Origin of the sequence: Bradyrhizobium sp. HKCCYLRH1030 (genome assembly GCF_051168395.1) — a bacterium.
Lineage (GTDB): Bacteria > Pseudomonadota > Alphaproteobacteria > Rhizobiales > Xanthobacteraceae > Bradyrhizobium.
This window is the reverse complement of record NZ_JBNPUY010000005.1, coordinates 325388-348312: the sequence shown is the minus strand read 5'-3', so window position 1 is coordinate 348312 and position 22925 is coordinate 325388. Positions and strand designations below refer to the sequence as shown.

General features: G+C 66.5%; 19 protein-coding genes. 2 read left to right on the top strand and 17 right to left on the bottom strand.

What is annotated here, in order from left to right:
• Positions 1-46: 46 nt before the first annotated feature.
• The 8 genes from ACQR1E_RS17370 to murC all read right to left on the bottom strand — a co-directional run bounded on the left by ACQR1E_RS17370 (position 47) and on the right by murC (position 10818).
• The gene (locus ACQR1E_RS17370; protein ID WP_315713426.1) at positions 47-937 is read right to left on the bottom strand and encodes an outer membrane protein assembly factor BamD; all 891 of its coding nucleotides are present in this window, start codon (positions 935-937) and stop codon (positions 47-49) included.
• A gap of 391 nt (positions 938-1328) precedes the next feature.
• Positions 1329-2288 (bottom strand): UDP-3-O-acyl-N-acetylglucosamine deacetylase, encoded by a 960-nt coding sequence (lpxC, locus tag ACQR1E_RS17365; protein WP_315713427.1) that lies wholly within the window; start codon positions 2286-2288, stop codon positions 1329-1331.
• A gap of 346 nt (positions 2289-2634) precedes the next feature.
• The gene (gene ftsZ, locus ACQR1E_RS17360) at positions 2635-4473 is read right to left on the bottom strand and encodes a cell division protein FtsZ (RefSeq protein WP_315713428.1); all 1839 of its coding nucleotides are present in this window, start codon (positions 4471-4473) and stop codon (positions 2635-2637) included.
• Positions 4474-4563: 90 nt separating this feature from the next.
• A complete protein-coding gene (gene ftsA / locus ACQR1E_RS17355) occupies positions 4564-5883 on the bottom strand; it encodes a cell division protein FtsA (protein WP_315713429.1) in 1320 nt (439 codons plus the stop codon).
• The gene (locus ACQR1E_RS17350; RefSeq protein WP_315713430.1) at positions 5880-6929 is read right to left on the bottom strand and encodes a cell division protein FtsQ/DivIB; all 1050 of its coding nucleotides are present in this window, start codon (positions 6927-6929) and stop codon (positions 5880-5882) included. Before ACQR1E_RS17350 ends, ftsA begins: the two co-directional genes overlap by 4 nt.
• A gap of 288 nt (positions 6930-7217) precedes the next feature.
• Positions 7218-8219, bottom strand: coding sequence for a D-alanine--D-alanine ligase family protein (locus tag ACQR1E_RS17345; protein WP_316169810.1), 1002 nt, complete (start codon positions 8217-8219; stop codon positions 7218-7220).
• 69 nt (positions 8220-8288) lie between these two features.
• Positions 8289-9212 (bottom strand): UDP-N-acetylmuramate dehydrogenase, encoded by a 924-nt coding sequence (gene murB, locus ACQR1E_RS17340; RefSeq protein WP_316174263.1) that lies wholly within the window; start codon positions 9210-9212, stop codon positions 8289-8291.
• Positions 9213-9414: 202 nt separating this feature from the next.
• Positions 9415-10818, bottom strand: coding sequence for a UDP-N-acetylmuramate--L-alanine ligase (gene murC, locus ACQR1E_RS17335; protein WP_316169812.1), 1404 nt, complete (start codon positions 10816-10818; stop codon positions 9415-9417).
• A 358-nt stretch (positions 10819-11176) separates the two neighbouring features.
• Between murC and ACQR1E_RS17330 the strand changes: the two genes are divergently transcribed.
• Positions 11177-11914, top strand: coding sequence for a carbonic anhydrase (locus ACQR1E_RS17330; protein ID WP_315752431.1), 738 nt, complete (start codon positions 11177-11179; stop codon positions 11912-11914).
• A 3-nt stretch (positions 11915-11917) separates the two neighbouring features.
• Here the strand turns inward: ACQR1E_RS17330 and ACQR1E_RS17325 are convergent, their stop codons facing one another.
• Positions 11918-12577: a helix-turn-helix domain-containing protein gene (locus ACQR1E_RS17325; protein ID WP_316169814.1), complete on the bottom strand. Its 660-nt coding sequence runs from the start codon at positions 12575-12577 to the stop codon at positions 11918-11920.
• Between the two features lie 15 nt (positions 12578-12592).
• Here ACQR1E_RS17325 and ACQR1E_RS17320 point away from each other — a divergent pair, with 15 nt between their 5' ends.
• The gene (locus ACQR1E_RS17320) at positions 12593-12805 is read left to right on the top strand and encodes a hypothetical protein (RefSeq protein WP_315752429.1); all 213 of its coding nucleotides are present in this window, start codon (positions 12593-12595) and stop codon (positions 12803-12805) included.
• Here the strand turns inward: ACQR1E_RS17320 and murG are convergent.
• The 8 genes from murG to ftsL all read right to left on the bottom strand — a co-directional run bounded on the left by murG (position 12802) and on the right by ftsL (position 22923).
• A complete protein-coding gene (gene murG, locus ACQR1E_RS17315; protein ID WP_434897342.1) occupies positions 12802-13905 on the bottom strand; it encodes an undecaprenyldiphospho-muramoylpentapeptide beta-N-acetylglucosaminyltransferase in 1104 nt (367 codons plus the stop codon). The genes ACQR1E_RS17320 and murG overlap by 4 nt on opposite strands.
• 45 nt (positions 13906-13950) lie before the next feature.
• Positions 13951-15102 (bottom strand): putative lipid II flippase FtsW, encoded by a 1152-nt coding sequence (gene ftsW / locus ACQR1E_RS17310; protein WP_434897341.1) that lies wholly within the window; start codon positions 15100-15102, stop codon positions 13951-13953.
• An 84-nt stretch (positions 15103-15186) separates the two neighbouring features.
• Positions 15187-16587 carry a UDP-N-acetylmuramoyl-L-alanine--D-glutamate ligase gene (murD, locus tag ACQR1E_RS17305; protein ID WP_434897340.1) on the bottom strand — a complete coding sequence of 467 codons (1401 nt, stop codon included), beginning with the start codon at positions 16585-16587 and terminating at the stop codon, positions 15187-15189.
• Position 16588: 1 nt separating this feature from the next.
• Entirely contained in the window at positions 16589-17695 is a 1107-nt protein-coding gene (gene mraY, locus ACQR1E_RS17300) for a phospho-N-acetylmuramoyl-pentapeptide-transferase (RefSeq protein WP_315713440.1), read from the bottom strand.
• 186 nt (positions 17696-17881) lie between these two features.
• Entirely contained in the window at positions 17882-19258 is a 1377-nt protein-coding gene (locus ACQR1E_RS17295) for a UDP-N-acetylmuramoyl-tripeptide--D-alanyl-D-alanine ligase (RefSeq protein ID WP_434897339.1), read from the bottom strand.
• Positions 19255-20715, bottom strand: a complete 1461-nt coding sequence (locus ACQR1E_RS17290; RefSeq protein WP_434897338.1) for a UDP-N-acetylmuramoyl-L-alanyl-D-glutamate--2,6-diaminopimelate ligase — start codon at positions 20713-20715, stop codon at positions 19255-19257. The genes ACQR1E_RS17295 and ACQR1E_RS17290 overlap by 4 nt, the downstream gene beginning before the upstream one ends.
• 70 nt (positions 20716-20785) lie before the next feature.
• Positions 20786-22534 carry a peptidoglycan D,D-transpeptidase FtsI family protein gene (locus ACQR1E_RS17285; protein WP_315752422.1) on the bottom strand — a complete coding sequence of 583 codons (1749 nt, stop codon included), beginning with the start codon at positions 22532-22534 and terminating at the stop codon, positions 20786-20788.
• On the bottom strand, positions 22531-22923 hold the full coding sequence (ftsL, locus tag ACQR1E_RS17280; protein ID WP_315713444.1) for a cell division protein FtsL: 393 nt from the start codon (positions 22921-22923) through the stop codon (positions 22531-22533). Before ftsL ends, ACQR1E_RS17285 begins: the two co-directional genes overlap by 4 nt.
• Positions 22924-22925: the final 2 nt, after the last annotated feature.

Here is a 22925-nt window from a genome sequence, read left to right as displayed (position 1 = left end):
AGAATATAGAACAAAGCCAGATCAAACGAGCGATCCGGCCGATTGCTCAGCCCAGGCCGAGCTTCTTGAAGGCGCGCGAGATGTAGGAGCCCTTGTTCTCCTCGGGCTCGACGCCGCCCGACTTCACGAGATTGTAGGCGTCCTTGTACCACTTGCTGTCGGGGAAATTGTGCCCGAGCACGGCCGCCGCGGTCTGGGCCTCGCCGACGATGCCGATCGTCATGTAGGCCTCGGTCAGGCGATACAGCGCTTCCTCGACGTGTCGCGTGGTCTGATACTGCGTCACCACCGCCTTGAAGCGGTTGATGGCGGCCGTGTAGTCGCGCTTCTGCATGTAATAGCGGCCGACATCCATTTCCTTGCCGGCGAGCTGGTCGCGGGCGCCCTCCATCTTGGCCTTGGCATTGGTGGCGTATTCGGAGGTCGGATATTTACGCACCACCTCTTCGAGGGAGGCGATGGCCTTCTCGGTCCGGCCCTGGTCGCGGCTGATGTCCGGGATCTGGTCGTAATGCGAGGCAGCAATCAGGTATTGCGCATAGGCCGCGTCCGGGCTGCCCGGGTGCAGGGTCACGTAGCGGGTGGCGGCGCCGATGCAGCCATCGTAGTCGCCGGCCTGATAGGAGGCGTAGGCCGACATCAGCAGCGATTTGCGGGCCCAGTCGGAATAAGGATGCTGGCGGTCGACCTCCTCGAACTTCTTGGTCGCGCCTTTGACGTCCTTCTTCTCGTTCATCAGGTACAAGCCCTCATTGTAGAGCTTGTCCGCGGGCTCATCGACGAAGGTGTCGTCCTTGGCGAGGAACTTGTCCCAGAGTCCGCCGGTGCCGCAGCCGCTCAACGGCAGCGCCAGCAGGATCAGCGACGCGGCGAGCCGGAGCCGGCCGATGCTTGCTGCGGGATGACGGAGGTCGCGCGTGAGACGCTGTATCGACATGCTTCTTTGGAACCCGATGCCTGTGATCTGATCTACGCCGTGCACCATGAAGGTCGCTTCATGACCGCGAAGGAAGAGCCCCGCCAGTGGCACGCATCACGCGGCCCCGGCCTCTCTAGCCGAAAACACTTCATCAACCAACCGCATAGGAAGCCAATCCGCCCGGATTAAGGCAACACCGAGGCTGCCGCCACGCATCATGGTTACCGCTGAAGAAGCCGTTGGAAAACATCGAAATGCCGATGATCCAGCCACGGAGAAGACGTGGCCAGTAACAAACATTGACAAAAAAGCAGCCGGAAAAAACCGAACGAAGTCGAAAGCAAAGCTCCCGGCAATGTCGCGCGTCGCGCAACCCCGTCGACGGATCAGCCGAGCGGCAGGACGACGCTCAGGACACGTCCGGGCCGTAGGCCGGCGCAACCATGCCACCGACCATGCCGCCAACGACCTCCGCGGCCACGCGGGGACGCCGCACGGTCTCGCCTTCGACGATCCGCCAAGCCGTGCGATCCGCCATCAGAGCAGTCAGCACCGCATGGTTGAGCTTGTGACCGCCACGGACCGAACGATAGGTTCCGAGCATCGGCAGGCCGGCCAGCGCCAGATCGCCGATCGCATCCAGCACCTTGTGGCGGGCGCATTCGTCGGCGTAGCGCAGACCTTCGGGATTGAGCAGGCGGTCCTCGTCGAACACAAGCGTGTTGTCGAAGGACGAACCGAGCGCGAAGCCGGCGCTCCACAGTCGCGACACGTCGCTCATGCAGCCGAAGGTGCGGGCGCGGGCGATCTCGCGGCGGAAGCGCTCGGGGCTGAGCTCGAAATGATAGGCTTGGCGGCCGATCACGGGGTTGGTGAAATCGATTTCGGCTTCGACCCAGAAGCCGGAGCTGTTTGGACGCAGCTCGCCCGTGGAGGCGCCGATGGTCACCTGGACCGGCTTGAGCACCTGAATGTAGCGCCGCGGAGCCGACTGATTGACGATCCCGGCCTGGTCGATGGCAGCGACGAACGGTGCCGCACTGCCATCCATGATCGGAACCTCGGGACCATCGACCTCGATCAGCGCATTGTCGACACCCATGCCGCGCAGCGCGGCGAGAACATGCTCGGCGGTGGACACCAGCGGACCGTTGCGGTCACCGAGCACCGTCGCCAACTCGGTGGCGATCACCGAGCCGAAGGACGCCTGGACCTCGCGGTCGGCGCCATCGAGGCCGGTGCGGAGGAACACGATCCCCGCATCGATCGGCGCAGGCCCGATCGTCAGGCTGACAGGCGCGCCAGAGTGGACGCCTACACCGGTGACGGTGGCTTGCGAACGAAGCGTTGTTTGCCGGCTGAATTTCATCGACGATCGCCCAAGACCCCGCCTGATCCCTCGTCAGCCCGCCCCTCGCGAACCGACTCACTTTCAGGCATCCCCAAGTCACGGCAGAACTTAACGAGAGCCCCAAAGAGCGCCAACTCACGCTTCTTTACGGATTGTTACCCCATCTCTGCCGTATTCGCGCCAACCCTTAACCAAACTGGAACGAGGCCTTAACCCTCCCGGTTCCCGATCTAAACACCGAAAGAATAATTAATCATTTAAAATCAGTTAGTTGAACGGCAATCACGGAGCCCCGGCGGCCCATGGAAAAGGCCCGGCTCTCGCGAGCCGGGCCTGTTCAGCACCATCAGGGCTGTAACAATTCTCAGGTTGCCTGCCGGCGGAGGAAGGCCGGGATATCCAAATGGTCGTCTCCCTGTGGCGCCGGGGACACAGGCGCAGGACGGCCATGGACGTCCAGACCCTGCGGCGCGGGACGGCGGGCATATTCCGAGACAGGCGATTCGTGGCTCGCAACCTGCTGAGCAACGTTCCGCTGCGGCTTACGTTCCGGCAGGGGCGGCATCTGCGGCATGGCAGGACCCGCGGTCCGCACCGGCAGCGGCGGCTCGGCGTCCTCGTCCCGGCGGCCGAGACCGACATTGGCGAGACGCTGCAGCAGCGACATTCGGGTCTTCTGCGGATGCTCGTCGCCCTCGTCGCCCCTCGCCTGACGGATCTCGGCCTGGGCCGGCATCGGCAGGTCCTCGAACTTGGGCATGCGCGGCGCGCGGACCGGAACCCGCTCAGCGGCCTGGGGAATGAAGGTCTCGGGCGGGGCCGCCGGCTCGATCGGAGCCGCGCGCTGCGCCTCGGGCTCCGGGAACAGGGACGGCTTCTGCGCAATCGGGCGGACCGTCACGTCGCCATAAGAGGCTGCCGGCGCCGGGGCAGCCGAGGGCGCGGGCTCGCTTGCCATTGCGGCGGCAACGGCGGCCAGCGTGTCGCGCTCGAGATTCGGCGCCGGACGCGGCGCAGGCGCCATCGGCGCGGGCGCCGCGGCGGCGACGGCCGGAGCCTGCGACGCCTGCTGCTCGAGCTTGGCGGCGCGTTCAGCCAGGCGCTGATTGTCGGCGCGCAGGCGCGCAGTCAGATCGGCGAGGCGGCTTTCAGGGAGACCCGCGGCAGCGGTCGGGGCGGCGGCAATCGGAGCGACAGCCGCCGCCGGCTGTGAGGTCGTGACGTTCCGGTTGAACTGCGCCTGCTCGATGCCGGTCGCGACCACCGAGACCCGAATCAGCCCGTCGAGCGATTCGTCGAAGGTGGCGCCGACGATGATGTTGGCGTCCTGGTCGACCTCCTCGCGGATACGGGTCGCAGCTTCGTCGACCTCGAACAGCGTGAGATCCTTGCCGCCGGTGATCGAGATCAGGAGGCCGCGCGCGCCCTTCATCGACGAATCGTCGATCAGCGGGTTGGCGATGGCGGCTTCGGCGGCAGTGAGCGCGCGCTTGTCGCCGGAGGCTTCGCCGGTGCCCATCATCGCCTTGCCCATCTCACGCATGACAGCGCGGACGTCGGCGAAGTCGAGGTTGATCAGGCCTTCCTTGACCATCAGGTCGGTGATGCAGGCGACGCCGGAATAGAGCACCTGGTCGGCCATCGCGAAGGCGTCGGCGAAGGTGGTCTTCTCGTTGGCGACCCGGAACAGGTTCTGGTTCGGGATGATCAGCAGCGTGTCGACGACCTTGTGCAGCTCGGAGATGCCCGACTCCGCGGTGCGCATGCGGCGCGCGCCCTCGAAGTGGAACGGCTTGGTGACGACGCCCACGGTGAGAATGTTCATCTCGCGCGCGGTCTTGGCAATGACCGGAGCTGCACCGGTGCCCGTTCCGCCACCCATGCCGGCGGTCACGAACACCATGTTGGCGCCCGAGAGATGATCGCGGATCTCGTCGATCACCTCCTGCGCGGCGGCGGCGCCGACGTCCGGCTGCGAGCCGGCGCCGAGGCCTTGGGTCACCTGCGTGCCCATCTGGATGATGCGCTGAGCCTTGGACATGGTCAGCGCCTGCGCGTCGGTATTGGCGACCACGAAGTCCACCCCCTGCAGGCCGGCCGTGATCATGTTGTTGACGGCGTTGCCGCCCGCGCCACCGACACCGAACACGGTGATCCGGGGCTTCAGCTCGTGGATATCAGGAGGGGTAATAGTGAGTGCCATGATTGCCTCTCGATCACGCGCGGGTGGGTTCGCCCCGGCCGCCGGCCGCGGTTGGTGTTGTTGAAAATCGCATGGGGTGGAAACCGGTCATCAGAAGCCCTCGCGTAGCCATCGTCCGACCTTTCCGAAGTAGCCGTCGGTTCCTGTCCCGACCTGCCGCGTATGCCGCGGTTCGACGTGTTCCAGGTGCGCGTATTGCGGATAGACCAGAAGCCCGGTGGGCACCGCGAAGGCGGCGTTCTTGGCCTCGTTGGGGAGACGGCCGAAACCGAGCGGACGGCCGACGCGCACCGGGCGGTCGAGGATCCGGGTCGCAAGCTCGACCAGCCCCGTCAGCTGGGAGGCGCCTCCGCTAAGGACGACGCGCGCCTTGGGTTCTGCCGCAAAGGGCGAATCCTTCAGCCGGTCGCGGACCATTTCAAAAATCTCCTCTGCGCGGTGCCTGACGATGTTCGCGATGGTGGCGCGGGACACGATCTGCGGAACATCCCGCTCGTTGTCACCGGCCGTCGGAACAGACATCAACTCACGCGCGTCGGACCCGCCAGTCAGCACCGTGCCATATAACGTCTTGATTCGCTCGGCATCTGCAATGCACGCTGATAGTCCGCGCGCAAGATCCATGGTCACGTGATGCCCGCCGAGCGCAAAACCGGAGGCATGGACGAAGCGGCCGCCGGAATAGATCGCGATCGTCGTGGTGCCGGCCCCCATTTCGACCACCGCCGCGCCGAGATCGGCCTCGTCGTCGGTCAGCACCGACAACCCGGCAACATACGGGCTTGCCGCCATGGCCTCGACGTTGAGATGGCAACGCTCCACCACGAGCATCAGGTTCTTGGCCACGGTGGCGTCGGTCGTGACCACGTTCATGTCGACGCCGAACTGCCGCGCCAGCATGCCACGGGGGTCGCGGATGCCCTTCACGCCATCGAGCGTGTAGCCGACGGGCAAGGCATGCAGCACCGCGCGCCCGTCGCCGGTGGCGTGGTGCATGCCGGTTGAGGTCACGCGGCTGACATCGGCCTGGGTCACGGCGCCGCCGCGAATGTCCGAGGTGGCCTCGATCAGATGGCCCATGACGCGGCCGCCGGCGACCGGCAGCAGCACGGACTCGACCCGCACCTTGGCCATGCGCTCGGCAAGCGCGACCGCCTGCCGCACGGCCTGCTCGCATTCGACGGGATCGACGACGGCGCCGGCCTTGACGCCGCGCGACTGGATCTGGCTGTAGCCGATCAGCTCGACCGTGTGGGTGCGGCCGCGCAGCGCGTCGCTGGGCGGCGCCGGCTTCAGCCGCGCGATCATGCAGGCGATCTTGCTGGTGCCGACATCGAGAGAGGCCACAAGCGCGGTGCGCTTCTGGCCCATCGGGCGCGTCTTCGGAGTCTGGCGATCGAAGCCGGTCATGCGTCACCGGCCTTCTTCTTGGACTTCTTGTCCTTGAACAGCTCGTCGTGCGCCTTCGCTGCGTCCTCGGACAGTTGCACCGTCAGCCGGTCCGACAGCCGCAAGTCGATGGCGACGATGTCGCGCGAGAACAGCTTGTCGTCCTGGTCGAGCTGGGTCAGGGTCGCGAGCGCATTACCGACATCGTGCTCGGGCAGGCGAATATCGAGGCCGTCCTTGGTCCGCAGGTTCCAGCGACGCTCGCCGACGAACACGGCGGCCTTGGTGACCGCGCGCACCTGCGGGTAGCGGGCGAGCAGCGCCAGGAAATCACGCGCCCGGCTTTCGGCTCCCTTGCCGACCACGAGCGGCAGGGTCAGGAAACGGCGCGAGACATATTGCTCGAGCACGGCGCCGTCATCGGCGATGACCGAGAGGCGGCCCTCCTGCTGCCAGAGCGCGAACGCCTTGCGCTCGACGACGTCGATCTGGAGCTGGTTCGGAAAGAACTTCTGCACCGTGGCGTCGGCGATCCAGGGGTTGGCCTTGAGCCTGTCGCGCACCGCGGCGGCATCGAGGAACAGCAACGAGGAGCGGCCGGTGACGCCGCCGACGGCGAGGATCTCGTCCTGGGTGAGCTGCTTGCGGCCATTGATCGCCACGGCCGTGATGCGGAAGCCGGCCGCATTGGCCAGGGCATTGCGGGTGTCGGACAGGGCCGCGCTGACGTCCTGGGCGTGGCCGCCCTTGACGATGCCGAGCCAGACGCTGCCGAACAAGAGCACCACGGTCGCCACGGTGCCGAGCCGGCGCGGCAGATAGCGCTCGACGAGCTCGACCACGCGCGGCGGCGCCTCGCGCTCGACCATCGGCGCGCGCGCGGCCTGCATCGACGCCAGATCTCTTCGGCTCGACCGCCTGCCTTGCTTCGTGCCGCCGTGCGCGAAGCGGATACGCGGAAGGCGGGCCGAGACATACTCGCGCAGCAGGATTGCCGCGCCAAGGGCAGCGGCTTTCAGGTTCGCTTGAGGCCTCTGCGATCGAGCGAGGCGTCCTGCACCATCCATTGCACGAGCTCATCAAACTGTTGCGCCCGCAGATACTCGCGGACCCACGCCTGCGCTCCCGGCCGGCCGGAGGCTGGTGACGTCGCGATGCGTGACGTCACGACCCGGCAGCCGAGCACCACTGAGGCGCCAGCGTTAACCTTCGGACGTCCTGGTAAACAAAAAGTAAAATCGGTCCGGAGAGACGAATTTTTTCTCCGATTTATGAGGACCTTGCCCGGAATTCTTAAGCATTTTACGGGTTACAGGAACCACCGGGAGACGCCGGGCCGGGTTCCTGCGGGGCGCCTACCGAACGCCGGATCGACGGCTGCGCCCCTCCGCCAAGGCGATCTGCTGATTGAGGAAATCGACAAAAGCGATCCCCTGCGCCGCGAGCGCCTTGGGATACAGCGAGGCCGCGGTCAGCCCGGGCAGCGTATTGGTCTCGAGATAAACGGGACCATTGGCCGAGACGATGAAGTCGGTCCGCGAATAGCCGCCGCAGGACAGCGCGCGATGCGCCTTGATCGCCTCCGTCTGCAGCGCGGCCGTCACCTCCGGACTGAAGCGGCCGGGACAGATCTCCTTCGTCGCCGCGGCGAGGTACTTCGCGAAATAGTTGAAGGCGCCGTCGGCGGGGAGGATCTCGATCGGCGGCAGCGCGATCAGCGAGCCGTCTACCTGTTCGAGCACGCCGCAGGTCGCTTCCGTCCCGGTGACGAACGGCTCGATCAGATACTCCTCGGTCGCGGCCGCCGCTTTGACGGCAACGAGGTCCTGGCTGGCGTTGACGAAGATCAGCCCAAAACTCGATCCGTCCTTCACCGGCTTGGCGATCAGCCGGCCGTAGCGCGCCAGCGCCGCTTCGGCGTCATCGAACGCGACGCCCTCGGCCGCTGTGACCCCGCCGAGCACGGCGAAGCGCTTGGCGGCAACCTTGTCGAAGGCGAGGTGCGAGGCGGCCGAGCTCGAGCCGGTGAACGGCACGCCGCGAAGCTCGCACATCAGTTGAAGCTCGCCATTCTCCGCCCGGCCGCCGTGGAGACCGAGCACCAGAACCCGATCCTCGGCCCTGGCGCGATCGAGCGCCTCGGCGAGCGTGCCGATACTCTCACCATCGGCGGTGAACGGCTCCTCGAACGGCTTGGCATGAGCCATGAGCGCCGGGCCGCTCGCCTGATGCACCGTGTCGTCGGCCTCCCAGAACCAGAGGTCAGCCTCGGGCAGCGCGGCATGCAGCGCTTTGGCGCTGGCGACCGAGACGAGGCGCTCCTTGTTGGAGCCGCCGAACAAAATCGTGGTGCGCATCAATGTCTTCTCGGTTGATCTCACAACCGCAGTCGCGATTGCGCTGACGTCACTTGAGCAGGGGGGCGATCAGCTCGCCTTGACTCCGATCCGCTTGATCTCCCACTGCAACTCGATGCCCGAACTCGCCTTGACCCGCTCGCGCACGGTCTCGCCGAGAGTCTCGATGTCGTCAGCGGTGGCGTTGCCGGTGTTGATCAGGAAGTTGCAGTGCATTTCTGAAACCTGGGCGCCGCCGACCTTGAGACCGCGGCAGCCTGCGGCATCGACCAGCTTCCAGGCGGAATGTCCCGGCGGATTCTTGAAGGTCGAGCCGCCGGTCTTCTCGCGGATCGGCTGCGCCGTCTCACGATGCGCCTGCACCTCGGCCATGCGCGCCCGGATCGCCTCCGGCGCCGACGGCATGCCGCGGAAGCGCGCTGCCGTGAAGATCAGCGACGGATCGACGCCGCTCGCGCGATAGGTGAACTTCATCTCGGCATTGTCGAAGCGGTGCGTCTTGCCATGGCGGTCAATCGCGATCACCTCGACCAGGATGTCCTTTGTCTCGCCGCCATTGGCGCCGGCATTCATCCGCAGCGCGCCGCCGATCGTGCCGGGAATACCGAACAGGAATTCCAGGCCCGCGAGATTGGCCGACGCCGCGATCTCGGCGACGCGCTTGTCGAGCGCGGCAGTGCCGGCGGTCACGATGTCGCCCTCCGCCTTGACCTCGCCGAACGCGCGCGGCGCCAGCCGGATCACGACGCCCGGCACGCCGCCGTCGCGCACGATCAGGTTGGAGCCGACGCCGATGACGTAGAGCGGCAGATCACTGGACAGGTTCTTGAGGAAGTAGGCGAGGTCGTCAGCATCCGCCGGCGTGAACAGCACCTGCGCCGGTCCGCCGACGCGAAACCAGGTGAGAGGCGCGAGACTCTCGTTGGCGAGGAGCCGCCCGCGCAGCTCCGGCATTGCGGCTTTGAGCTCGGGCGTAATGTCGGGGAAACTCACGCGGCTGCTCTCACATCGTGCGCCGACATCGTCAGGGTCGGCACGCACTCTCCGTTCCCTCCCCCCTTGTGGGGGAGGGTCAGGGAGGGGGGTGAGCCCCAGGCGCCGGCGCTCGTGGTCCCCCCCTCTCCACCTCTCCCCCACAAGGGGGGAGAGAGCAGAGTATGCCGCGTAGCTGCCAGCTCGCCCAACGACACAGCCCTCATCCCAGCGCCTTCAACTCACCGGGCAGCGCGTAGGCCCATTGCGTGATGTTGCCGGCACCGAGGCACACGACCAGGTCACCGGGCTTGGCGAGACCCTTGACGATGCCGGCGAGATCGGCGGCCTTCGGCAGCGGCACTACGTCGCGATGGCCGTGGGCGCGCAGGCCCAGAACGAAGTGATCGCGATCGATGCCCTCGATCGGCGCCTCGCCGGCCGGATAGACGTCGGCAACGACGACCGCATCGGCGTCGTTGAAGCAGGTGCAGAACTCCTCGAACAGCGATTGCAGCCGGGTGTAGCGATGCGGCTGCACCACGGCGAAGACCTTGCCATTGGTGGATTCGCGCGCCGCCTTCAGTACCGCCGCGATCTCGACCGGATGGTGACCGTAGTCATCGATCACGGTGACGCCATTCCACTCGCCGGTGCGGGTGAAGCGGCGCTTGACGCCGCCGAAGCCGGCAATCGCCTTGCGGATGGCCTCGTCGGACAGGCCGAGCTCGCGCGCGACCGCGATCGCCGCCGTTGCGTTCGAGGCATTGTGCCGGCCTGGCATCGGCAGCGCGATGTCGGCAATCTCGTGCGTCTCACCGCTCTTGCGGTCGCGGAACACGACCTTGAACGACGAGCCGCCGCCCATCGGCGCGAGGTCGACAAGGCGGACATCGGCTTGCGGGTTGACACCGTAGGTGATGATGCGGCGGTCCTCGATCTTTCCGACCAGCGTTTGCACCACCGGATGATCGATGCACATCACGGCGAAGCCGTAGAACGGCACGTTCTCGACGAAGGCGCGGAAGGCGTCCTGCACGGCCTCGAAGGTCTTGAAGTGATCGAGATGCTCGGGATCGACATTGGTGACGATCGCGACATCCGCCGGCAGCTTCAGGAAGGTGCCGTCGCTCTCGTCGGCCTCGACCACCATCCATTCGCCGGCGCCAAGCCGCGCGTTGGTGCCATAGGCATTGATGATGCCGCCATTGATGACGGTCGGATCGAGACCGCCGGCATCGAGCAGCGCCGCGACCATCGAGGTGGTCGTGGTCTTGCCATGGGTGCCGGCGATGGCGACGCAGCTCTTCAGCCGCATCAGCTCGGCCAGCATCTCGGCACGCCGGACGACGGGAATGCGCTGGGCGCGCGCCGCCATCAGCTCGGGATTGTCGCGCTTGATGGCGGTCGAGACGACGACGACGTCGGCACCCGCGATGTTCTCGGCCTTGTGCCCGACGCTGACGGTGATGCCCTTCTCGCGCAGGCGTGCGACGTTCGCATTGTCCGAGGCGTCCGAGCCCTGCACGGTATAGCCGAGATTGCACAGCACCTCGGCTATACCGCTCATGCCGATGCCGCCGATCCCGACGAAGTGGATGGGTCCGATCTCGCGCGGCAGTCTCATGGGGGCATCTCGTCTCAAGGGTTCCGGGCGCCCGGCGGGAGGGAGCGGCCGCGAATCATCAGCCCTTCTTGCAAGACATGACCGACCTGGACAAGTCCGGCCAGGCCGTAAGAATTGCCAAATTCGCAGGCGTTCGCCCGATTTTGGCCGATTTTGGCAACCCAGCCGGCGCGATCGGCCATGAGTTCCCGCTCGATCCCCACCTTCACAAATTGTTAAGCGCGATCACACGCTGCCCCCTCCCAACAGGATACCTGCAATTTTTGCGCGCTCACCGCGTCAGTTCGCGTGGCATGAGTAGCGGGCGGCCGGCGTGCCGGGCACGCATATTTCAATCTTTGATGGAGAACCCTCGCCGATGTGCTCGCTGTGTGAAACGCACCCTCCCGTATTGTCCCGGCGCCGGCTGCTTGGCGGCGGCGCAGTGCTGGCTGCCGCGGCGGTCGGCGCACTTCCGGCGTTTGCCAAGGAAGCCAAGCAGGCGAGCGACAGCGCGATGCCCCCCAACGCCATCTCTCCGGACGACGCGATGAAGCGCATCGTCGATGGCAACGCGCGCTACGTCGCCGGCAACCTCGACAACAAGGATTTCTCGGCCGGCCGGGCGGCGCGCGCCGCGGCCCAATACCCGATCGCCGCGATCGTGAGCTGCGCCGATTCCCGGGTCGCCCCCGAGCTGGTGTTCGATCAAGCGCCCGGTGAGCTGTTCGTGGTCCGGGTCGCCGGCAATTTCGTCAACGACGACGGTCTCGCCAGCCTCGAATATGGCGTCAAGTTTCTCGGCACGCCTCTCGTCCTGGTGCTCGGTCACAGCGGCTGCGGGGCCATCGATGCGACGATCAAGGTACTCAAGGACGGCACCAAGCTGCCAGGCCACCTGCCCGCACTGATCAATGCGCTCAAACCCGGCGTCGAGGCTGCGATCGCGAAGAAGCCGCAGGATCTGCTGGCCGAAGCCACCGCAGAGAACGTGCGCAGCAACGTCCGGCGCCTGTCGACCGCCAAGCCGATTCTCGGCCGCATGGTCGCCGAGGGCAAGGTGAAGATCGTGGGCGGCATCTATGACATCGGCACCGGCCGGGTCACCATGATCTGACGCTCAAGCTGGCCGCAGCACGCGATCCGCACGCGCGGCTGCGGCCGCGAGCCAACACACCTGATGGCAGAACCAGGCCTCCACGGAGGCCACGAAACCCGGCGTCAGCATCAGATGCCGGCGCCCGTCGGCGAAGCGCAGCAGACCGCGCCCCTCCATGGTCGTCAGCAGATTGCGGATATGGGAGCGCGAGACGCCGAGCGAGGTCGCAAGCTCCGCCGTCGAAATCGCGACGGCCTCGCGCCCAACGGCGGACCGGGCGACGAGCATCAGCGCCAGATGGATGCCGCTGTCATGCTCGTCGGTCCAGGCGAGATCGGGAAATCCCGTCAGGGGCCGATTGTCGCGGCACAGCCAGCTCGCACATTGCCGGATCGTCTCCGCATAGAACGCGGCGTCATCCTGCAGACGAAGGCTCAGTCCGCCGGCATGCGTCAATCGGGCGTGGCAATCCAGATGCATGGCAAGCCAGCCTCGCAGCCCCTCGAGGATGACGGGGCCGGGCACCAGGTAGCGGATACGAGCATCCTCGGGATCGCGCTCGACGGTCACCAGCGACAGACCGCGCAACACCGCGACGAACGCCGCCGTCTGCCGCGGACCCGGCAGCCGCCTCTGCAGGCGTGTCAGGGTCGGCCGCTCGACCGGCTTGCGCGCCGACATGTGCATCATCACGATGTGCGCAGCGATTTCCGTCGGAGCGCGCTGACCGAACAGCTTGATCATCAGGCGTTGACCGCGCAGCGGCGCAATCAGCTGGTCGCAAAATCCGACGAGCACAGGCACAAAGGACGGATGGCGCCGCAAGTGCATCGGATGATCGTCAAGCAGGACAGCGCCATCGTCGGAGCTCCGGTTCATCATGGGATCACCGTGCGCTTGCGCGACTAGAGCGCCGCCGTCCTGATCACGAGATCGGCCAGCCGTTCCGCGGCATCGAGCCGCCCGGCTGTGCGCGCAGCCTGGGCCATCGCGGCGAGACGCGTCGGCTCGGCGGCGAGCGCCGAGATCTCGGAGGCCAGCCTGTCGGAGGTGAATTCGCTCTGCACGATCCGGATCGCGGCGCTCGCGTCCGCCAGCACGCCGGCATTCGCGAACTGGTCCTGGTCGATGGCGCCCGGTAGCGGCACCAGGATCGAGGGCCGGCCGATCGCGGCGAGCTCGGCCACGGTGCCGGCGCCGGAACGCGAGATCACGAGGTGATTGGCGGCGAGCCGCGCCGGCAGGTCGGTGAAGAAGGGTTGCAGATCGGCATTGATCTTGAGCCGGTCATAGACCGCGCGCACCCGCGCCATGTCCTCCTGGCGCACCTGCTGGGTCAGCACCAGCCGGCTCCAGAGAGCCGGCTCCAGCCGCTCGATCGCGCCGGGCACGATGTCGCTCATGATGCGCGCGCCCTGGCTGCCGCCGACGACGAGCAACCGCAGCGGCCCGGCGGTCTCCGGCGGGACATAGGGCACGCCCGCGGCTTCGAGGATTGCAGGTCGCATCGGGGTGCCGACCGTGGTCGTCTTGCCGGCCAGCGCGGGATCGCGGTCGAGCACGCCCGGCAACGAGGTCGCAATCGCCTTCACATGCGCGGACAGGAAACGATTGGCGCGGCCGAGCACGGCATTGGCGTCGTGGATCAGGCTGGGCACGCCGGCGAGGCGCGCCGCCAGCAGCGGCGGCACGGTCGGATAGCCGCCGAAGCCGATCACGGCCGCGGGCTTGAGTCGCCGCATCAGGTTGAAGGCCGCGATGGTGCCGGTGCCGAGCAGCAGCGCGGTGCGCGCGAGCGCGACCGGCGAGCGGCTGCGCACCGTCTCGCTCGGCACCACGTCGATCATGTCCTTGGTGAACAGGCCGCTGTAGCGCAGCGCGCGCGCGTCGGTGACGAGACGGACGCGATAGCCGCGCCTGATCAGCTCGACGCCGAGCGCTTCAGCCGGAAACAGATGGCCGCCGGTGCCGCCGGCCGCGAGCAGAATGAGAGGCGCTGTTGAGGTCATGCGCGCTTGTTTACAGGCAATGTCTCGTCATTGCGAGCCAGCAGCCTAAGCGTAATTGCGCAGCGCGCCGGCTGCGTCGCCGGCCTCGAGCTCCATCCGCGGCCGCTGTCGGGTCAGCGCCAGCATCATGCCGACGCCATAGGCCAGCGACACGATCGAGGAGCCACCGTAGGAGATGAAGGGCAAGGTCATGCCCTTGGCCGGGATCAACTGCAGATTGACCGAGATGTTGATGGCCGCCTGGATACCGAACAGGATCGCGAGGCCCGAGGCCGCGAAGCGCGCAAAGCTATCCTCGGTCGCATAGGCGCGCGACAGCGTGCGGATCACGATGAACGCAAACAGCGCGACCAGCGCCAGGCACAGGATGATGCCGAACTCCTCGGCAGCGACCGCGAACACGAAATCGGTGTGGCTGTCCGGCAGGCTGCGCTTGGCGATGCCCTCGCCCGGCCCCAGCCCGAACCAGCCGCCGTTGGAGAACGCCTCCATCGCGGTGTCGACCTGGAAGGTGTCGCCGGAGGCCGGGTTCATGAAGCGCTTGATGCGGCCGGCGACGTGCGGGACCAAGAGATAGGCGCCGAACAGGCCGGCGGCGGCGGCGCCCGCGAGGCCCGCAACCCAGATCATGCGCATGCCGGCGATGAAGAACAGCGAGCCCCAGACCATCAGGATCAGCATGGTCTGACCGAAATCCGGCTCCATCACCAGGAGCGACACCAGCATCAGCAGCAGCACCAACGCCATCGTGGTCGCCGGCATGTCGGGCCGCCGCGCGGATTCCGAGAACAGCCAGGCGGAAACGACGACGAAGGCCGGCTTCGCAGCCTCGGACGCCTGGATGTTGACGCCGATCAGCGTGATCCAGCGCCGCGAGCCCTTCACCTCCGGGCCGATCGCGAGCGTAAGCACGATCAGCACGATGGCGATCGTGAACACCACCAGCGCGCTGCGCCGGATCTGGCGCGGCGACAGGAAGGAAACGCCGATCAGCACGATGAACGACGGCAGCAGGAACAGTACGTGGCGGTTGAAGAAGTGGAACGGATCGAGCCCGATCCGAGTCGCTACCGGCGGGCTGGCCGCGAGCGACAGGATCACCCCGCACAGCATCAGCGCGAGGATGGAGCCGAGCAGCGGCTTGTCGACCGTCCACCACCAGTCGGACAGCGGATTGCGTTCTTCACGGGAGAGCATCGGGCGTCCACCTGAGCCGAGTGTCAGCCCATTGGCACCCAGGATGGTTATCGAAGGGTTAAGAAAATCGCTGGCAATGCTGCCTCAGGCCACCCGCTCCACGCCCGGTAGCGCCTGCACCAGGTCGCGGAAATGCGTGCCGCGGATTTCGAAGTTGCGGAACTGATCGAAGGAGGCGCAGGCCGGCGACAGCAGCACCACGACATCCTTCAATCCCGAGGCCTCCGCATCGGCGGCCGCCTGGGAGACCGCGACCTCCAGCGTGCCGGACATGTCGTGCGGCACCTTGTCGCCCAGCGTGCCAGCGAACTCCGCGGCCGCCTCGCCGATCAGATAGGCCTTGCGGATGCGCGGGAAGAAACCCGCGAGGCTGGTGATGCCGCCGGCCTTCGGTTTGCCGCCGGCGATCCAGAAGATGTCGGCGAAGGACGACAATGCGTGCGCGGTCGCGTCTGCGTTGGTGCCCTTGGAGTCGTTCACGAACAGCACGTTGCCGCGACGGCCGACCTGCTCCATGCGATGCGCCAGGCCCGGGAAGCTGCGCAGCCCCTGCTGCAGCACGTCCTCCTTCACACCGATCGCGAGCGCCGCGGCGGCGGCGCAGGCCGCATTCTGAGCATTGTGCTGGCCGCGCAGCGAGCCGATGCCGCCAAGCCGGGCGACCTCGCTGCGGGCCCCGCCTGCACTGCACACAATCGTCTCGTGCTCGACATACAGCCCGTCCGCCAGCGGGTTCTTCACCGAGATGCGCACGACGCGCTTGCCGGCCCGGTCGAGCCGGTCGGCGATCGCGCGCGAAAAACCGTCGTCGACGCCGACGATCGCGGAGCCCTCGGACTGGACACTCGCCACCAAGCGCTCCTTTACGGCCGCGTAGTTCTCGATCGTGCCATGCCGGTCGATGTGATCCTCGCTGACATTGAGCAGGATGCCGACGCTCGGATCGAGCGATGGTGTCAGGTCGATCTGGTAGGACGACATCTCGATGACGTGGACGCGGCCCATGCGCGGCGGCTCGAGGGACAGGATCGCGGTGCCGATATTACCGCCCATCTGGGTGTCGTAGCCGGCGACGCGCATCAGATGCGCGATCAACGCCGTCGTGGTCGATTTGCCGTTGGTGCCGGTGATCGCGACGAACGGCGCATCCGGCGCGTGCCGCCTGCGCTCGCGGCAGAACAGCTCGATGTCGCCGATCACCTCGACCCCGGCCTCGCGCGCCTTCAATACGGTCCAATGCGGCACGGGATGGGTCAGCGGCACGCCCGGCGCCAGCACCAGCGCGGCGAAGTTCGCCCAAGAGACGGTGCGCAAATCGGCGGTGATGAAACCCGCCTTCGCCGCTTCCGTCATCCGATTGGCGCCGTCGTCGGCCGCGATCACTTCGGCGCCGCCGGCCCGCAGGGCATGACACGAGGCCAGCCCCGAGCCGCCGAGCCCGAACACGGCGACGGTCTTTCCGGCAAATGCGGTGACGGGGATCATGTCAGCGCAGCTTCAGCGTCGAGAGACCGACCAGCGCCAGCATCACCGAGATGATCCAGAACCGGATCACGATCTGCGGCTCGGTCCAGCCGAGCTGCTCGAAATGGTGATGGATCGGCGCCATCTTGAAGATGCGCTTGCCGGTCAGCTTGAACGAGGCGACCTGCACGATCACCGACACCGCCTCCAGCACGAACAGCCCGCCGATGACGGCCAGCACGATCTCGTGCTTCACCGCGACCGCGATCGAGCCGAGCATGCCGCCGAGCGCCAGCGAGCCGGTGTCGCCCATGAAGATCGACGCCGGCGGGGCGTTGAACCAGAGAAAGCCGAGGCCCGCGCCGAGCACCGCGCCGCACAGCACGGCAAGCTCACCAGTGCCCGCGACATAATGGATCTGCAGGTAGTCCGAAAACACCGCATTGCCGGCGAGATAGGCGATCAGGCCGAAGCTGGCGGAGGCGATCATCACCGGCACGATTGCCAGGCCGTCGAGCCCGTCGGTCAGGTTCACGGCATTGCCGGCGCCGACGATGACGAACGCTCCGAAGATGACATAGAGCCAGCCGAACTTGATCACCAGATCCTTGAAGAACGGAATGGCAAGCCCGGTCGAGGACGGATCGCGCCCGAGCCGCACCAGCGCGTAACAGGCGACCAGAGCGATCGCAGCCTCGATCAGCAGACGCAGTCTGCCGGCAAAGCCGGAATGCGACTGCTTGGTCACCTTCAGATAATCGTCATAGAAGCCGACGAAGCCGAAGCCGAGTGTCACCGCGAGCACGATCCAAACATAGGGGTTGAGCGGATTGGCCCACAGCACGGTGGAGACGACGAGGCCCGACAAGATCATCAAGCCGCCCATCGTGGGCGTGCCCTTCTTGCTGATGATGTGCGATTGCGGGCCGTCGGTGCGGATCGGCTGGCCCTTGCCCTGGCGCAGGCGAAGATGATCGATGATCCAGGGCCCGAACAGGAACACGAACAGCGCCCCGGTGACGACGGCGCCGCCCGTACGGAACGTGATGTAGCGGAACACGTTCAGCAATCCGCGAAAGACGGACAGGCTCGGAAACGTATTCGTCAGCTCGATCAACCAGTAGAACATCCAACCCGCCTATGCCGCCTCACCGAGACCGCGAACACGAATTCGCCCGCGAATCCGGTCCAGCCTCTTTTAACCATGATCGGGGCCGGGTGCGAATCATAGCCCGGCGGAATGACCCATCCGGCATGACCGCTTCGACCACCAGTGGAAAATATCCTTCTGCCGCGCCGCGATATCGCCCGATTTTCAAGTGGGCCGCTGCAGCGCCGCGGCGAGCTTCGACACGAACTTGTTGACCCAGAAGATCTTCTTGCTGCCCTTGATGACGACGACGTCGCCCGGCGCAAGCAGCGCCGCGACCCGACCGGGATCCAGAGTCACCGGATCCTCATGCCAGCCGAGCCGCTTCGCGTGAGGCAGGCTGTCGAACAGGTGACGCATCAGCGGACCGACGCAATAGACGCCGTCGACCCCCGCGAGATGAGCGACCATCCCCTGATGATAGGCCGGCGCCTCGTCGCCGAGCTCGAGCATGTCGCCGATGATGGCGATCCGCCGTCCCCGCACCGGTCGCGCCTGCAGACTGTCGAGCGCCGCCGCCATGCTGGCCGGGTTGCCATTGAAGCTGTCGTCGATCAGAACAATGTCGCCGACGCTCTGCTCGACGCCACGGCCGGTCATGATGCCGACATCGCCGAGCGTCGGCGCGAGCAGCGCTGGATCGAGCCCGGCCGCTGCAATGGAGGCGAGTGCCGCCAGCGCATTGTGCAGGCGATGCGGCGCACCCGGCGTCAGCGTGAAGGCGACGCGGCGACCGGCGATGTCGGCGCTCACATCCCAGGTCTCGCCGCGCGAGTCGTGCGAGAGCTCGCGAACGTCAGCGCCGCCACCGAAGCGGATCACCTTGCCGGTCCATTCCGGTGCTGCGAGATCGGCCGGCAACACGAGGACGCCGTCATCCGGCAGCCCAAGCGCGATCGAGACCTTTTCTTTCCTGATCGCTTCCAGGCTGCCGAGCTTCTCCAGATGCACCGGCTGCACATTCACGACCAGCGCCACCGTCGGCTGCGACAGCTCCGTCAGCCGCGCGATCTCGCCTTTTTGATTCATGCCCATCTCGACGACCCACACCGAAGCGGAGGGATCGGCGTTGCACAGCGTCAGCGGTACGCCCCAGAAATTGTTGAAGCTCGACGGACTCGCAGACGCACCGGGATAGGCGGCGATGAACTCCTTGGTCGAGGTCTTGCCGGCGCTGCCGGTCAACCCGATCACCGGGCCATGGAAGCGCGCCCGCGCGGCGCGCGCCAGCGCCCACAGCCCGTCGATCAGCGTGTCCGGCACCACGAGCTGCGGCACCGTGATCCCATCGATCCTGTGGGGAACGATCATCGCCACCGCGCCGGCCGCTTCGGCATTCGCCGCGAACTCCCAGCCGTCGCGGCTGGAGGCGAAGCTCGATACGAAGCCGCCACTCGGTGTGCCACTCAGTGCCACGAACAGGCTGCCGGGCTTCACCGCGCGACTGTCCTGCGTGACGAAGTCGATCGGGGTCTCCGGGTAGTCGCCGGCGAGGCCGAGCGCGCGCGCCGCCTCTGCCACGGTCCACAGCGCCTTCGTCATGATGTCCTCGCTGCCAACGCGTCCGCGACCGCTTCATGATCGCTGAAATGCAGAATAGTGCTGCCGATGATCTGTCCGGTCTCATGGCCCTTGCCGGCGATCACGAGCGCATCGCCGGGCTGCAGCTCGCCGATCGCGACGCGGATTGCCTCCGTTCGGTCGCCGATCTCGCGCGCACCGGGCGCGGCGGCCAGGATCGCGGCGCGGATCGCAGCCGGATCCTCGCTGCGCGGATTGTCATCGGTGATGATGACACTGTCGGCCTCTTCGGCGGCGATCGCGCCCATCAAGGGGCGCTTGCCGGTGTCACGGTCGCCGCCGGCGCCGAACACGACGACGAGCTTTCGCGGAGCATAGGGCCGCAGCGCATGCAGCGCCTTGGCGAGCGCATCCGGCTTGTGCGCGTAGTCGATGAAAATGGGTGCGCCATTGTGCTCGCCGACCAGCTCGAGCCGGCCCTTGGCGCCCTCGAGCTGCTCGAGCGATTCGAACACCGCTTGCGGATCGCTGCCGGTGCCGATCGCGAGGCCCGCCGCGACCAGCGCGTTCTCGATCTGAAACGCGCCGACCAGCGGCAGGCGGACCGCGTGCATGCGGCCGCAATGCTGGATCTGGAGCTGCTGCGCGAAGCCGTCGATTGCAACGGCCACGAGGCGAATGCCCTCGCCTGCACCGTCGCCATGCGTTCCCACCGTCATCAGGCGAAGACCGCGTGTCTGCGCCGCGGCGATGACCTCCGGCGAGCACTCATGATCGGCCGAGATCACCGCAGGGCCGCCCGGCGGCACGAGATCGCGGAACAGTCTCAGCTTGGCGTTGAGGTAGTGCGCGAGGTCCGGATGGTAGTCCATGTGGTCGCGCGACAGGTTGGTGAATCCGCCGGCCGAGACCCTGACGCCGTCGAGCCTGAATTGATCGAGCCCATGCGACGAAGCCTCGAACGCCAGATGGGTGACGCCATCCTGCGTGATCTCGTCGATCTGCCGATGCAGCGCGATCGGATCCGGCGTCGTCAGCGAGCCATAGACGGTGCGCTTGTCCGACACCAGCCCGACGGTGCCGATGCTGGCCGAGCTGTGGCCCAGGCGCTGCCAGATCTGGCGCGTGAAGGCCGCGACCGACGTCTTGCCGCTGGTGCCGGTGACGGCGGCAATCGTCGCCGGCTGCCGCGGATAGAACCGGGACGAGGCGAGCGCGAGTGCCCGCCGCGGGTTCGGCAGCGCGATGAATGGAACGGCCAGCCCTGTTCCGGGGCCCGCCGCGCCGGCCACGGCGACCGCACCGGCCGCGATTGCCGCCGCAATAAAGCGGGAGCCATCGGTCTTGGTGCCGGAGAGTGCAAAAAACAGGTCGCCGGGCCGCACGGCTCGGCTGTCGACGGCGAGGCCGGATATCTCGACTGCGGCGATGGGAGCGTCGAGCGTCGCCTGATCGCCCAGGAGGTCGTGAAGTTTCATCCTGGTTCCGTGCCAGTCCTGGCCCCGCCCGGGATGGCGGCAGCTCCAAAGCCTGCGATTCGACGACGGCTTACTGTGTCAGCCGCGATGCCGCAAGAATTTGGCGGTCGGACGGCGGGAGGTCGAAACGGGGCTCAATTCCCAGCAGCGGCCCGATCCGGGAGATCACGTTGCCAGCGGTCGGCACCGCGTTCCAGCCCGAGGTGATGAAGCCATAGGTTTCCTTCAACGGCTGCGGCTCGTCCAGCATGATCAGGAGCTGGTATTTTGGCTTGTCCGCCGGGATCACGGCAGTGAAGAGGGTCAGCACCTTCTTCTTGGCGTAGCGGCCGTTGATCACCTTCTCGGCGGTGCCGGTCTTGCCGCCGATGTAGTAGCCCTTCACGTCGGCCTTGCGCGCGGTGCCGACCTCGGCGTTCAGACGCATCAGATACCGCATCTTCTCCGAGGTCTCCGGCTTGATCACGCGCTTGGCGACCTGCATCGCCTCTGCCTCGGTGCGCTTCATGAAAGTCGGCGGGATCAGATAGCCGCCATTGACCAGCGCACTGACGCCCATCACGCCCTGCAGCGGCGCCACCGCCATGCCGTGACCGAACGCGATCGTGACCGTGTTCAATTCGCCCCAGCGCTTGGGCAGGATCGGCGAGGCGCTCTCAGGCAGCTCGGTGCGCAACCGGTCGAACTGGCCCATCTTGCGCAGGAACGCCTTGTGCGCTTCCACGCCCTGCGTCAACGCGATCCTGGCGGCGCCGACGTTGGACGAGAAGTAGAACACTTCCTTCATGTTGAGGAAGCGGCCCTTCGGCTCGTCGTCATGAATCGCGAACTTGCCGTAGTGCAGCGGCCCGCGTGCATCCCACAGCGAATTGAGATCATATTTGCCGGTGTCGAGCGCCATTGCCAGGGTGAACGCCTTGAAGGTCGAGCCCATCTCGTACACGCCCGTGGTCAGGCGGTTGATCCGGTCGGGATCGTGCGCTTCCTTCGGGTTGTTGGGATCAAAATCCGGCAGCGACACCATGGCGATGATCTCGCCTGTCCTGACATTGACGACGAGACCGGAAGCTGCCTTGGCCTTGAACTTGTCCTTGGCCTTGAGCAGTTCGTCGCGCAGCGCGTGCTCGACGCGCAGATCGACCGAGAGCTCGATTGGGCGCTGCAGGCGATCGGTGGCGAAGCCCGCGCGATGCAGGTCGGCAAGGCCCTGATTGTCGAGCCACTTCTCCATCCCGGCGATGCCCTGGTTGTCGATGTTCACCAGGCCGATCAGATGGGCCACCTCGTTTCCGGTCGGATAGACGCGCTTGTTCTCGCGCAGGAAGCCGATGCCCGGCAGGCCGAGGCGATGAATGTCCTGCTGCTGCTTCGGCGTCATCTCGCGCTTCAACCAGACGAAACCCTTGCGCGACAGCAGTCGGTCGCGGACCTCGCCCGTATCGAGATCCGGCAAGGTCGCCGTCAGAAGCTCGATTGCCTCGTCCTTGTCGATGAGGCGACGCGGCTCGGCGAACAGGCTCGGCGTCTTCACGTCGGTGGCGAGAACGGCGCCATTGCGGTCGACGATATCGGGGCGCGCGGTGGCGATGGCGTCCTGCTGCGCGGCGCGCCGCGCGCTCGGACCATCCGAGCCGATCGCGAACATCACGAGGCGGCCGCCGATGACCGCGTAGACGGCAGCAAAGGCAATGATCGCGAGGCCGACTCGCGCGCGCGCCTTGGCAGTCCGATCGACATCGCGCCCATACAGCAGCGTGCGCACCAGACGTTGCCGCCAGGGTTCCTGCGGCTTGACGTCGGGCCGAAGCTGATCGGTCATTGCTGATCCTCCGGGCGACGCACCGACCCGGTCACGGGGGGCTCTTCGTTGATCGCGTCGATCGCATCGATCATCGATCCGATCGGATCCGGATTGTCCGGTCGCGCAAATCGCGGCGGCCGCTCCGGCAGATTCTTCAGGCTGTCGTATTGTGTGGCGTTGAGCGGCTTCAGCGGCAGATGCCGCTCGACCAGCCCTTGCAGCCGCAGCGGCGCGTCGAGCTTGGCCCATTCCGCGCGCAACACCGCGATGGCCTCGCGCTGCTCGCGGATCTCGGCGCGCAATTGCAGCACGCGCTCGACCCGCGCCGTGGAGTCCATCTTGATGCGATAGACATAGGCCGCCGCGAAGATCAGCGAGCAGATCACGACGAGATGCAGGAGGCGCATCG

Bases quoted from the DNA above. Each gene is read 5' to 3' on its own strand.
- ACQR1E_RS17370 (WP_315713426.1), bottom strand. From the start codon at position 937: ATGTCGATACAGCGTCTCACGCGCGACCTCCGTCATCCCGCAGCAAGC.
- lpxC (WP_315713427.1), bottom strand. From the start codon at position 2,288: ATGAAATTCAGCCGGCAAACAACGCTTCGTTCGCAAGCCACCGTCACC.
- ftsZ (WP_315713428.1), bottom strand. From the start codon at position 4,473: ATGGCACTCACTATTACCCCTCCTGATATCCACGAGCTGAAGCCCCGG.
- ftsA (WP_315713429.1), bottom strand. From the start codon at position 5,883: ATGACCGGCTTCGATCGCCAGACTCCGAAGACGCGCCCGATGGGCCAG.
- ACQR1E_RS17350 (WP_315713430.1), bottom strand. From the start codon at position 6,929: ATGGATGGTGCAGGACGCCTCGCTCGATCGCAGAGGCCTCAAGCGAAC.
- ACQR1E_RS17345 (WP_316169810.1), bottom strand. From the start codon at position 8,219: ATGCGCACCACGATTTTGTTCGGCGGCTCCAACAAGGAGCGCCTCGTC.
- murC (WP_316169812.1), bottom strand. From the start codon at position 10,818: ATGAGACTGCCGCGCGAGATCGGACCCATCCACTTCGTCGGGATCGGC.
- ACQR1E_RS17330 (WP_315752431.1), top strand. From the start codon at position 11,177: ATGTGCTCGCTGTGTGAAACGCACCCTCCCGTATTGTCCCGGCGCCGG.
- ACQR1E_RS17325 (WP_316169814.1), bottom strand. From the start codon at position 12,577: ATGTCGGCGCGCAAGCCGGTCGAGCGGCCGACCCTGACACGCCTGCAG.
- murG (WP_434897342.1), bottom strand. From the start codon at position 13,905: ATGACCTCAACAGCGCCTCTCATTCTGCTCGCGGCCGGCGGCACCGGC.
- ftsW (WP_434897341.1), bottom strand. From the start codon at position 15,102: ATGCTCTCCCGTGAAGAACGCAATCCGCTGTCCGACTGGTGGTGGACG.
- murD (WP_434897340.1), bottom strand. From the start codon at position 16,587: ATGATCCCCGTCACCGCATTTGCCGGAAAGACCGTCGCCGTGTTCGGG.
- mraY (WP_315713440.1), bottom strand. From the start codon at position 17,695: ATGTTCTACTGGTTGATCGAGCTGACGAATACGTTTCCGAGCCTGTCC.
- ACQR1E_RS17295 (WP_434897339.1), bottom strand. From the start codon at position 19,258: ATGACGAAGGCGCTGTGGACCGTGGCAGAGGCGGCGCGCGCGCTCGGC.
- ACQR1E_RS17290 (WP_434897338.1), bottom strand. From the start codon at position 20,715: ATGAAACTTCACGACCTCCTGGGCGATCAGGCGACGCTCGACGCTCCC.
- ACQR1E_RS17285 (WP_315752422.1), bottom strand. From the start codon at position 22,534: ATGACCGATCAGCTTCGGCCCGACGTCAAGCCGCAGGAACCCTGGCGG.
- ftsL (WP_315713444.1), bottom strand. From the start codon at position 22,923: ATGCGCCTCCTGCATCTCGTCGTGATCTGCTCGCTGATCTTCGCGGCG.